Genomic DNA, 10545 nt, shown 5'->3' with positions numbered 1-10545 from the left:
CCGGAGACCGTTGATGATGTGCTCGACGCTTTGGAGGCGGCGGGCCTCGTCGAAGCGGTCGCTGCCCTTCGAGCCGGCTGAAGTCCTCCCAACTGCCGGCCCGCGGCGGGGGGCGGGCGGCCGCCGGGCCCCCGCGGTTGAGGAGGCGACGGGCCAGGGGCTGGCTGTACGTGCTGCCCGCGCTCGCGGTGTACCTGGGCTTCGCCATCTGGCCGGCGCTGAACACGCTCCGCCTGTCGCTCCTGACCTGGGACGGCATCCTGCCGCCGGTCTGGGCTGGTTTCTCCAACTACGTCAAGATTTTTCGTGATTCAGCGCTGTACGAGGCCATCCTGCACAGCCTCGCGCTGATCGTCTTCTTCTCGGTCATCCCCATCGGCGTCGGGCTGCTCATGACGGCGCTCCTGATGGGCAAGGTGCGCCGGGGCATGACGTTCTTCCGGATCGTCTTCTTCCTCCCCCAGGTGCTGCCGCTCGTCGCCGTCGGCATCACCTGGCGCTGGCTCTACGGCGAGTCCGGCGTGGTCAACCAGTTCCTCGACCTGGTGGGTCTGGGGTCGATCACCCGCGCCTGGCTGGGCGACTACGGCCTGGCACTCATCGCGCTCGGCCTCATCGGCACGTGGGTGATGAGCGGGCTGTGCATGATGCTCTTCCTGGCCGGCGCGCAGAAGATCGACCCGTCCCTGTACGAGGCGGCCAAGCTCGACGGCGCGGGGGCGCTCCGGCAGTTCCGGCACGTCACCGTACCCGGGGTGCGCAGGGAGATCACGGTCGCCGGCGTCATCACCACGATCGCCGCGCTGGCCAGCTTCGACCTCGTCTTCGTCACCACGAACGGCGGCCCGGCGGGGCAGACCAACGTGCCCGGCCTGCTCGTCTACCGGCTGGCCTTCAACGAGGGCGACATCGGCGGCGCCAGCGCGCTCGCGGTCGTGCTGACCGTGATCGTGGTCGCCGTCGTCAGCGCCGTCCGATACTTCACCAGGGATGATCAGAGTTGAGAACGCTCGGCGGAGTCAGTGTCCGGTACGGAGTGCTCGTCCTGCTGGCGGTGATGGTGCTGGTGCCCTTCGCCGGCATCGTCCTGGCCGCCCTGCACCCCTCGGGCGCGCAGCTCGACGGGCTGAGCATCCCGGACAGGTGGTCGTGGGAGACCTTCGCGCTCGCCTGGGAGCGGGGCAACTTCACCAACCTCATGCGTTCGAGCGTGCTGATCGCGGTCGTCGTGGTGCCGCTCGCGGTGGCGATGGCCACGCTCGCCGGGTACGGGCTGGCGATCCTCAAGGTGTGGGGGCACCGGACGTTGTCGTTCGGGTTCGTGATGGGGCTCACGCTGCCGATCGAGGTCATCGTGGTGGCGCTCTACTTCAACCTGCGCGAGGTCGGCCTCACCGACTCCTACGTCGGCGTCATCCTGGCCGAGGCGGCGCTGTTCATGCCGTTCGGGGTGTACTGGATGCAGACGCACTTCTCGAACGTGCCCGAGGAGCTCGTCGAGGCGGCGCGCATCGACGGCGCCCGGGACCTCGTGGTGCTGGCGCGGGTGCTGCTGCCCATCTCGTGGCCCGCGGTCACCACGCTGTCCGTTCTCTACTTCATGTGGTCGTGGAACCAGTTCATGCTGGTGCTGGTCATGATGCAGGACCCGGACCGGCGCACCGCGCCGAGCGGGCTGGGGCTCTTCGTCGGCCAGTACACGACGGACATCCCGTTGCTGGCGGCGGCCTGCCTGATCGTCATCGCCCCGATCGTCGTCGTGTACCTCCTCTTCCAGCGCAGCTTCGTCAACGGCATCACCCAGGGCGCCATCAAGGGCTGACCCCCTTCGGCCGCCGGCTCCCGCCCTCCCCCTGAGGACCCCGGCCCCGATCGCCAGGGACGTCCCGCCGCACCGCACGCCGTTCCCTCCCCCAAGGGACCCCGGCCCCGGACGGGGGGCAAGTGGCCCACATTTGGCATTCACGCCGAAACCCATGTCAAGATGCGCGTGTGGTCGGGACACCGCCGGAGCTGGAGCGTGGCACGGGAGTCCCCGCGCACGTGCAGATCGAGCGGTGGCTGCTCGAGTCGATCTCCAGCGGCGAGATGGAGCCGGGCGACCGGCTGCCCGGCGAGCGGGAGCTGGCCGGGCGGCTGGGCGTGAGCAGGATGACGCTCAGGCAGGCGCTGGCCACCCTGGAGCGCGACGGCGTGCTGATCAGGGTGCCCGGCAGGTCGGGCGGCGCGTTCGTGGCCGAGCCGCGCATCGAGTGCGACCTGACCGGGCTGGCCGGGTTCACCGAGCAGATGCGGCGGGCCCACCTGCGGGCCGAGGCGCGGGTCCTGGCGGCGGTGACCGTGCCCGCGCCACGGTCGGTGGCCGCGGCGCTGGAGGTGGAGGAGGGCTCACCGGTGCACGAGGTGGCCAGGGTGCGCTCGGCCGGGCTGTCGCCGGTGGCGCTGGAGCGCTCCTGGTTCCCGCCTCTGCCGGGCTTCCTCGACCAGGACCTCACCGGCTCCCTCTACACCCTGCTGGCCGCCCGCTACGACCTGGAGCCGCGTACGGCGGTCGAGCACCTGGCCCCGGTGATCGCCCGCCCGGCGGAGGCCGCCGAGCTGGGCATCGCCCCCGGCGCGCCGCTCATGCTCATCGAGCGCACCGCCTACGCGGGCGACGGCACGCCGGTGGAGTTCGCCCGGGACCTGTTCCGCCCCGACCGGGTCCGGATCGCGGTACGCAGCGGCGTCACGGAACCAAGGGGGTCCTGACCACGACGCCCGGCACCCAGGCCCCCTCGACCTCGATCTCCACCTCGGCGCCCGGCCCGACCGGCAGATAGGCGTAGGCGATCGACTCCTTGGCGGTGTAGCCGTACCCGCCCGAGGTGACCCGGGCCACGACCTTGCCGTCCAGCCGTACGGGCTCGTTGCCGAGCGCGACGGCTCTCGGGTCGCGCAGCGTCACGCACCGCAGCCGCCGCTCGGGCGCCGGGTCCAGGGCGTCCTTGCCGAGGAAGTCCTTGTCCGTCTTGACGCAGAACCCCAGCCCCGCCTCGTACGGCGTCGTCTCGGGCCCGATGTCCGCGCCCCACACCCGGTAGCCCTTCTCCAGCCGCAGGCTGTCGATGGCCCGGTAGCCGCCGGCCACCAGCCCGTACGGCTCCCCCGCCCGCCACAGCTCCTGCCACAGCCCCAGCCCGTACTCGGTGGAGCAGTACAGCTCCCAGCCCGTCTCCCCCACGAACGTGACCCGCAGCGCCAGCACCGGCACGTCCCCCACGGTGATCTCCCGCGACGACATGAACGGGAAGTCCATCGGGTCCGGCGTGAGCCCGGCGATGATCTCGGGGGCGCGCGGGCCCCACAGGGCGAAGCACGCGTACTGGCCGGTGACGTCGGCGATCCTGGCCGTCGCGCCGGTGCGCGCGGCCTGCTTGCGCAGCCAGCCCAGGTCGTGCGAGCCGAACGCGGTGCCGGTGACGATCAGGAACTCCTGCTCGCCCCGCCTGGTCACGGTGAAGTCGCACTCGATGCCGCCGCGCCGGTTGAGCGCCTGGGTGTAGGTGACGGCGCCGACCTCGCGGGCGACCCGGTTGTCGCACACCCATTCCAGCAGGTCCGCCGCGTCCGGGCCGGAGACCTCGATCTTCGCGAACGAGCTCTCGTCGAACAGCCCTGCCGTGGTGCGCGTGGCCCGGTGCTCGACGCCGATCGCGGGCGACCAGAGCCGCCCGGCCCACCCGCCGGGCCGTTCCCCCTCGTCCGTCGCGTTCGCGTCGTAGTAGTTGACCCGTTCCCAGCCGGACTTCTCGCCGAAGGCGGCGCCGTGGGCGGCGTGCCAGCCGTACGCGGGCGAGAGCCGCAGGGGCCGCCCCGCCGAGCGCTCGTGGCCCGGGTAGCGGATGTCGTAGTACGTCTCGTAGTTCTCGACGGCCCGCTTGATCGTGTAGGACGGCGAGCGGTACTGGCGGCCGAAGCGGCGGATGTCCATGTGCCAGAGGTCCATGCCGGGCTCGCCCTCGACGATCCACTCGGCCATCACCTTGCCGATGCCGCCCGCGCCCGCGATGCCGTGCGCGCAGAACCCGGCCGCCACGAAGAACCCGCCGACCTCCGTCTCCCCCAGGCAGAACTCGTTGTCGGGGGTGAACGCCTCGGGACCGTTGATCAGCTTGCGGATGCCGACGTCGGCCATCGCAGGCACACGAATCCGGGAATTATCCGAAATTTCCTCAAATCTCGGCCAATCTTCGGACAGGAGGCGGCCGTTGAAGTCCGCGGGGACGGCGTCGAAGGAGTTCGGGCCGGCCGTCCAGGGCGCGCAGGTGCGCTCGTACCCGCCCATGACCAGCCCCTGCACCTCCTGCCGGTAGTAGACGAGCAGGTCGGGGTCGCGCAGCGTGGGCAGCCCCGTGTGGTCGTGGCAGGCGTCGGTCACCACGTACTGGTGCGACATCGGCACGATCGGGATCCGCGCCCCGGCCATGCGGCCGATCTCGGCCGCGAACATGCCGCCGCAGTTGACCACGATCTCGCAGTCGATGTCCCCCTGGTCGGTGCGCACGCCGGTGACGCGACCGTTCGCCGTCGAGATGCCGAGCACCCTGGTGTGCGTGCGGATGACCGCCCCGCCCTCGCGGGCCCGCTGGGCCAGGGCGTAACAGAGCTGCGAGGGGTCGATCTGCCCGTCCGTGGGCAGGTACGCGGCGCCCACGACGCCCTCGGGGTCCATGAGGGGGAACAGCTCGACGGCCTCGGCCACCGAGATCTCCTCCAGCGGCAGCCCGAACGTCCGCGCCCAGCCGATCTGCCGGCGGATCTCCGCCATCCGCTCGGGCGTGGAGGCCAGCTTGATGCCGCCGCACTCCGTCCATCCGGCGTCGAGGGTGCGGTAGAGCTCGACGGAGTACTGGTTCATGCGGGTCAGGGTGGGATCGGCGCGCAACTGGCCGACCAGGCCCGCCGAGTGGAAGGTGGAGCCGCTGGTGAGCTCGTCCCGCTCCAGCAGGACGACGTCGCGTTCGCCGAGTTGGGTGAGGTGGTAGGCGACGGACGCGCCGCCCACCCCGCCACCGATGATCACGATGCGGGCCGAGTCGCTCATGCTGGCGAGGCTAACCTTCGGACCGGTAAAAGGTCTAGACCGTTTAGCGCCGTCCGTCCTAGCATCGAGCATGGCCGTGCCCGAGGTGCTCGATCGCATTCCTCTGCTGTCCGGCGTGCCGCGCTCCGTCGAGGAGCTGCCCGGAGGGCTGACCAACCACAACTACAAGGTCACGACCCCGGGCGGGTCGTACGTGGCGCGCGTGTGGGCCAGCGACTCCTCGCTGCTGGGGATCGACAGGGACGCCGAGCACGCGTGCTCGCTGGCCGCCGCCGCGGCCGGGGTGGGGGCGCCGGTGCACGCGTACCTGCCCGAGCTGGGGGTGCTGGTGGTGGGCTTCCTGCCGGGGCGGACGTTCACCGAGGCCGACCTCCGCGACCCGGCGAACCTGCCCCGGGTGGCGCAGGCGTGCCGCCGCCTGCACGCGGGGCCGCGGTTCGTACGGGACTTCGACATGTTCGAGATCCAGCGTCATTATCTGGGGATCGTGCGGGAGCGGGGTTACCGGCTTCCCGCGGACTACCTCGGCTTCATGCCCGCCGTCGAAGACATCCGGAAATGTCTGCAAATAAGGGCCGAAGGCACCGTCCCCTGCAACAACGACCTCCTGCCCGGCAACATCCTCGACGACGGGCAGCGCCTCTGGCTGATCGACTACGAGTACGCCGGCAACAACGACGCCTGCTTCGAGCTCGGCAACATCTGGAGCGAGTCCGACCTGCCGCTCGGCCACCTGGAGGAGCTCGTCACCGCGTACTACGGCCGCCACCTGCGCCACAAGATCGCCCGCGCCCGGCTGCTCGGCCTCATGTCCAAGTACGGCTGGACGCTCTGGGCCTCCATCCAGGACGGCGCGAACGAGAGCATCGACTTCGACTTCTGGTCGTGGGGCATGGAGAAGTACGAGCGGGCGGTGGCCGAATTCACCGGATCTGACCTTGCGCACCTCATGGACGACGCCGCGCGGGCAGACTAGGGGCATGTTCGCCGCACTGACCGGCCTCGGCCTGTCCACGGCCGCCGGGCTGAACGCCTACATCCCGCTCCTCGTCGTGGGCGTCCTGGCCAACTTCACGGACGCCGTGAAGCTCCCCGACGGCTACTCCTGGCTGTCCAACTGGGGCGTGCTCGCGGTGATCGCCGTCCTGCTGGTGGCCGAGTTCGTCCTGGACAAGGTGCCCGCCGTGGACAGCGTCAACGACACCATCCAGACCGTGGTGCGCCCGGCGTCGGGCGGCGTGGTCTTCTCGGCCACGCAGGCGGCGGCCGAGGTGGACCACTCCACCTGGATGGCCGAGCACCCGTGGGCCGGCTGGCTGCTGGGCATCGTGATGGCGCTGGCCGTGCACGCGGTCAAGGCCACCGCCCGGCCCGTGATCAACGCCGGGACGGCCGGGGTGGGCGCCCCGGTGGTGAGCACGGCGGAGGACGCGGGCTCGCTCGGCATGAGCCTGGTGGCCGTCTTCGCCCCGGCGCTGGTGATCGTCGCGCTGCTGGTGATGGCCGTGCTGGCGTGGTGGCTGATCAGGAAGGTACGGCGCATGCGCGCCCGCAGGAGAGCGGCCCGCGGCCAGCCCTGACCCGGGGCTATTCCTGGGCTTGCAGCCACTCCTCCACGAGGTCCACGAATTCGGCCGGGCGCTCCTCGTGCAGCCGGTGACTGGCGCCCTCCCAGCACACGACCCTGGACGCGGGGTCCTTGAGCAGCCCCGACTCCCAGCTCGCCCGTTCCGGATCCGCCCAGATCGACAGCACCGGGCAGCGCCGGCGGGCCAGGTAGTCGTCGCTGGCCGGGCGTACCCCGATGGCGTCCTGGGCCGTGAACATGGCCTCGAACGCCTGGACCAACACGTGCGGCGGCATGCCGTACAGCCTGCGCTTGTGCCAGCGCCTGATGACGGCGGGCGTGCCGGCGTTCGTGCACCACTCGTCGATCTTCTCGGCGGCGGCGTGCGGGTGCTCACCGCGCAGGCCGTCGATCATCCTGGGGAAGCGCCGGGCGACCCGGTCGGTCATGCCGTAGCCGGGGTCGACGGCGACGAGCCCGCGTACCAGCTCGGGGTGTTCGACGGCGAGGATGGAGACCACCTGGCCGCCCATCGAGTGCCCGACGGCGACCGCCTGCGGGATGCCCCGGCTTTCGAGGAGGGCGCGCAGGTCGCCGGCCATCTCCCGCGGCGTGTTGCCGCTCTCGGGGACGGACGAGTAGCCGTGGCCGCGCAGGTCCACGGCGATCACCCGGTGGGTGGCCGCCAGCGCGTCGATGTGCCAGGACCACTGGTGGGAGTCGGTGCCCCACCCGTGGACGAGCAGCAGCGGGGGCCCGTCGCCGTCCTCCGTGTAGAAGAGCCTGATATTTCCGCCGATATCCGCGTACGGCATCTATTGACCCCCACCCTCCAGTCGGGACAGCAGCGCGCTCTCCCCTGCCGTCCACCCGCCGTCCACGGCCAGCTCCGCGCCCGTCACGTACGAGGCGGCGTCGGACAGCAGGAACGCGATGGCCTCCGCCACCTCCTCCGGCTCGCCCCAGCGCCCGGCGGCGGCCAGCGGGAAGGTCCCGTCCCCCGACACGGCCCCGAGCGGCTGTGTCATCGGGGTGACGATCATTCCGGGATGTACGGAGTTGACCCGGATGCGGTCCTTGCCGAACTCCAAGGCGGCGATCTTGGTCAGCCCGCGCACGCCCCACTTGGACGCGCCGTAACCGCCCGTGCCGGGCAGGGCGGTGAGGCCCGCGACGGACGAGAGGTTCACGACGGCGCCGCCGCCGGACTCGCGCATGGCCTTGACCACCGATTTGAGCCCCAGGAAGACGCCGACCAGGTTCACCTGGAGCACGCGCTCGAAGGCCTCCAGCGGCTGCTGCTCGATCGACTGCGTGAGGGCGATGCCCGCGTTGTTCACCAGCCCGTCGAGCCTGCCGTACACCTCCAGGGTGGCGGCGACCACGTCGGCCCACTGGTCCTGACTTGTCACATCGTGGGGGAGAAATCGGGCACCCAGCTCCTTGGCGGTGGCCGTACCCTCCTCCACCAGCACATCGGTGATCACGACCTGAGCCCCGGCCGCGACGCAGCGCCGCGCGGTGGCCGCCCCCATCCCCCGGGCGCCACCGGTGATGATCACAACCTTGCCGTCGAGCACGTCACCCCGCCCTTCCAGCCGCTCTCCGAGAACTGAAGCACAGCCCAACGGCTCTGATCAAGTGCTTGCTTGGTTTCTCGGCCGCGCCGATGCCGCCCCGGCCGACTATCCTTCAATGCAGAGACCCACAGGAGGTGGCGGAGATCGGCGAGCTGCTTGTCGTCCTACTGGTGATCCTGGCGTTCTTCCTGCTGCTGGGCGGTGTGGGCGTCTTCCTCCTGGTCAAGCTGGGCAAGAAGGCCGCGGTCAAGGCCAAGCAGGCCACGACCCGGCTCAGCACCCACGTCAACGCCATGGGCACGGGCGACGCCGCCGAGGTCGAACGCCTCCGCCTCGACCTGCGCCGCGAGGTCTCCCTCACCCGCCAGGCCGTCGACCACGCCCAGCGCCTCGGCTGGGGCCTCGGCGACCTCCCCCGGCTCATGGCCGACCTCACCGCGCAGGCGGACGTGCACGACGGCCAGCTCGGCCTGTACGCCCAGCAGCGCCGCATGTCCCCGTACGTCGACCACGCCACCCTCGACCGGCTCAGGGAGCACCAGGCCAAGCTGACGGCGATGTGCGCCCGCATCCGCGCCGACCTCCTGGGCGACCAGGTGCACCACACGGCCGCCGGCATCGCCGACCTCGGCTCCCGCACCGACCTCGAGATCGAGGCCCGCCGCCACGCCCCCGACCCCCTGGACCAGATCGACGAGCTCTACCGCCGCTCGATGGAGGAACGCAAAGACCGCCCCTGACGACTACTCCACGTGGCAAAATAAGCGCGCCGCGTGAAGAGCCAAGGAGGCAGACTGATGACTATGACCTTTCCTGAGTGGTTCTATCCCGGCCCTCCCGGCGGCTGGACCGCCGACATGCTCGATCACCTTCCCCCCGACGCGCCCCGGCACGTCGAACTGATCGATGGGTCGCTCATCATGATGTCACCGCAGACCGGCTTCCATATGCTCACGCTCCGACTGTTCGAGCGATTGCTTCATCCGCCGCAGGAACTCATGGTCGTGCGCGAAATGACGGTGACGCTAGGACTTCGCCAGCGGCCAGAGCCAGATATCCTCCTGGTCAAAAGGTCAGCTTTCAGCACGAAAGGCACTTCGTTCAAGCCCGAAGACGTCCGCCTGGTCGTCGAAGTGGTCTCAGACGAGTCCAAGGAAAGGGATCGGACCACCAAGCCGATCAAATACTCGAATGCGGGCATCAAGTTCTTCTGGCGAGTAGAGCAGGAAGAGGGGTTGCCTGTCGTTTACACCTTCGAGCTTGAGCCAACGGTCAAGGCCTACGTCCCCACCGGCATTCACCGCAAGCGACTCCAGACCCACATCGGATTCGACGTCGACATCGATCTCACCTTGGAATCGCCACCGGTTTAACGGTCAGTCCGCTCACCGCAACCGAAGGCGGCGAACAACCCGTCCGCCCTCCCACGCGGATCGTGGTCCCCAACCTGCTGATCCGTCCTGCCGTGGGGCTGCACTGGCGTCGAATCCCCGGCACCACGGCGTCTGCCGCAGGCCAGCAGGGGCGGCGACTCAGGCGTCGTCCCACTCCCGGTATATGAACGCCGCGAGCTCCGCCTCCGTGGCGCCGCCGTTGGCCAGGGCCTTGGTGGCCTGGGCCTGGGCTCGGGTGGGGAGCCGGCCCTCGATGAGGATGGGCAGCGACAGCCGCCGCAGCAGCACCTCGGACTCCGAGACCCCGGACGTACGGCGGGTGACGGCCACGTTCACCCGCAGCCCGTGCTCGTTACCGGGCGGGACGGCGGGGCGGTCGATCTCGATGGCGGAGTAGCGGAAGCCGTTGGCCAGATCGCAGGAGGCGCATCCGGCCCGGCCCCTGCTGAGCCGATCGCCGCACTCGGGGCAGGTCAGGCGGTCGTAGGCGGCGTCCACCACGCGCCACGGATGCTTGTCGGGCTCGTCGGTGACCATCTCGGCGATGAGGCGCTCGTCCGGTGGCCGGGTGGTGCCGAACTCCCGTTCGAGGAACGCGCGCCAGCCCTCTTCCACGATCCCGTCGACCAGCCCGGCACACCGGGCGCAGCCGGGGGCTCCGGCGGGCTCCCAATGGTCACATTCCGGGCAGCGTCGCATGCCCGCACCGTACAAGCCCGGCCGGATCCATCGCACCGCATTTTTGCGGAACGACCCACGAGCTCGGCACCGCAGGACCTCGGCTTTCCTCCCGCGTCGAACCGCGCGCAGCACGTCGGATCCGTGCACGACCGGACGGGCCCGGTGCCGCGCCACCGCCCGCGTTGTCCCGTCGTGAGCGGGAGGTGGTGGCGTTGCCGGCCGAGGGCTCGACGGACA

General features: G+C 70.4%; 11 protein-coding genes. 7 read left to right on the top strand and 4 right to left on the bottom strand.

What is annotated here, in order from left to right:
• Positions 1–137 precede the first annotated feature (137 nt).
• From AB0L65_RS54515 to AB0L65_RS54505, 3 genes are all read left to right on the top strand, one after another.
• Positions 138–1004 (top strand): sugar ABC transporter permease, encoded by an 867-nt coding sequence (locus AB0L65_RS54515; RefSeq protein WP_364264091.1) that lies wholly within the window; start codon positions 138–140, stop codon positions 1002–1004.
• Positions 1005–1057: 53 nt separating this feature from the next.
• The gene (locus AB0L65_RS54510; RefSeq protein WP_364264101.1) at positions 1058–1822 is read left to right on the top strand and encodes a carbohydrate ABC transporter permease; all 765 of its coding nucleotides are present in this window, start codon (positions 1058–1060) and stop codon (positions 1820–1822) included.
• Positions 1823–1992: 170 nt separating this feature from the next.
• The gene (locus tag AB0L65_RS54505) at positions 1993–2751 is read left to right on the top strand and encodes a GntR family transcriptional regulator (protein ID WP_364264088.1); all 759 of its coding nucleotides are present in this window, start codon (positions 1993–1995) and stop codon (positions 2749–2751) included.
• Here the strand turns inward: AB0L65_RS54505 and AB0L65_RS54500 are convergent.
• Positions 2729–5086 carry an FAD-dependent oxidoreductase gene (locus AB0L65_RS54500; protein ID WP_364264085.1) on the bottom strand — a complete coding sequence of 786 codons (2358 nt, stop codon included), beginning with the start codon at positions 5084–5086 and terminating at the stop codon, positions 2729–2731. The genes AB0L65_RS54505 and AB0L65_RS54500 overlap by 23 nt on opposite strands.
• 70 nt (positions 5087–5156) lie before the next feature.
• On the opposite strand from AB0L65_RS54500, the gene AB0L65_RS54495 reads away from it, so the two are divergent.
• Together AB0L65_RS54495 and AB0L65_RS54490 are read left to right on the top strand one after the other, a co-directional pair.
• Complete coding sequence (locus tag AB0L65_RS54495; RefSeq protein WP_364264082.1) at positions 5157–6062, top strand: phosphotransferase; 906 nt, start codon at positions 5157–5159, stop codon at positions 6060–6062.
• Positions 6063–6066: 4 nt separating this feature from the next.
• Complete coding sequence (locus tag AB0L65_RS54490; RefSeq protein WP_364264079.1) at positions 6067–6666, top strand: DUF4126 domain-containing protein; 600 nt, start codon at positions 6067–6069, stop codon at positions 6664–6666.
• A gap of 7 nt (positions 6667–6673) precedes the next feature.
• Here AB0L65_RS54490 and AB0L65_RS54485 read toward each other — a convergent pair whose 3' ends face one another.
• Both AB0L65_RS54485 and AB0L65_RS54480 read right to left on the bottom strand, forming a co-directional pair.
• The gene (locus AB0L65_RS54485) at positions 6674–7468 is read right to left on the bottom strand and encodes an alpha/beta hydrolase (RefSeq protein ID WP_364264076.1); all 795 of its coding nucleotides are present in this window, start codon (positions 7466–7468) and stop codon (positions 6674–6676) included.
• A complete protein-coding gene (locus AB0L65_RS54480) occupies positions 7469–8233 on the bottom strand; it encodes a glucose 1-dehydrogenase (protein WP_364264073.1) in 765 nt (254 codons plus the stop codon).
• 134 nt (positions 8234–8367) lie between these two features.
• Here AB0L65_RS54480 and AB0L65_RS54475 point away from each other — a divergent pair, with 134 nt between their 5' ends.
• Both AB0L65_RS54475 and AB0L65_RS54470 read left to right on the top strand, forming a co-directional pair.
• Positions 8368–8973, top strand: a complete 606-nt coding sequence (locus AB0L65_RS54475) for a hypothetical protein (RefSeq protein WP_364264070.1) — start codon at positions 8368–8370, stop codon at positions 8971–8973.
• A gap of 63 nt (positions 8974–9036) precedes the next feature.
• On the top strand, positions 9037–9606 hold the full coding sequence (locus tag AB0L65_RS54470) for a Uma2 family endonuclease (RefSeq protein WP_364264067.1): 570 nt from the start codon (positions 9037–9039) through the stop codon (positions 9604–9606).
• 159 nt (positions 9607–9765) lie between these two features.
• Here AB0L65_RS54470 and AB0L65_RS54465 read toward each other — a convergent pair whose 3' ends face one another.
• On the bottom strand, positions 9766–10326 hold the full coding sequence (locus tag AB0L65_RS54465; RefSeq protein WP_364264064.1) for a hypothetical protein: 561 nt from the start codon (positions 10324–10326) through the stop codon (positions 9766–9768).
• Positions 10327–10545: the final 219 nt, after the last annotated feature.

It is taken from the genome of Nonomuraea sp. NPDC052116 (assembly GCF_040680035.1).
GTDB classification, from domain to species: domain Bacteria; phylum Actinomycetota; class Actinomycetes; order Streptosporangiales; family Streptosporangiaceae; genus Nonomuraea; species Nonomuraea angiospora_A.
Note: the sequence above shows the minus strand (reverse complement) of the source record. Positions and strands in the feature narration are given on the sequence as shown.

Coding starts and splice junctions, on each gene's coding strand:
- AB0L65_RS54465 (WP_364264064.1), bottom strand. CDS start 10,326: ATGCGACGCTGCCCGGAATGTGACCATTGGGAGCCCGCCGGAGCCCCC.
- AB0L65_RS54490 (WP_364264079.1), top strand. CDS start 6,067: ATGTTCGCCGCACTGACCGGCCTCGGCCTGTCCACGGCCGCCGGGCTG.
- AB0L65_RS54510 (WP_364264101.1), top strand. CDS start 1,058: ATGGTGCTGGTGCCCTTCGCCGGCATCGTCCTGGCCGCCCTGCACCCC.
- AB0L65_RS54485 (WP_364264076.1), bottom strand. CDS start 7,468: ATGCCGTACGCGGATATCGGCGGAAATATCAGGCTCTTCTACACGGAG.
- AB0L65_RS54500 (WP_364264085.1), bottom strand. CDS start 5,086: ATGAGCGACTCGGCCCGCATCGTGATCATCGGTGGCGGGGTGGGCGGC.
- AB0L65_RS54470 (WP_364264067.1), top strand. CDS start 9,037: ATGACCTTTCCTGAGTGGTTCTATCCCGGCCCTCCCGGCGGCTGGACC.
- AB0L65_RS54495 (WP_364264082.1), top strand. CDS start 5,157: ATGGCCGTGCCCGAGGTGCTCGATCGCATTCCTCTGCTGTCCGGCGTG.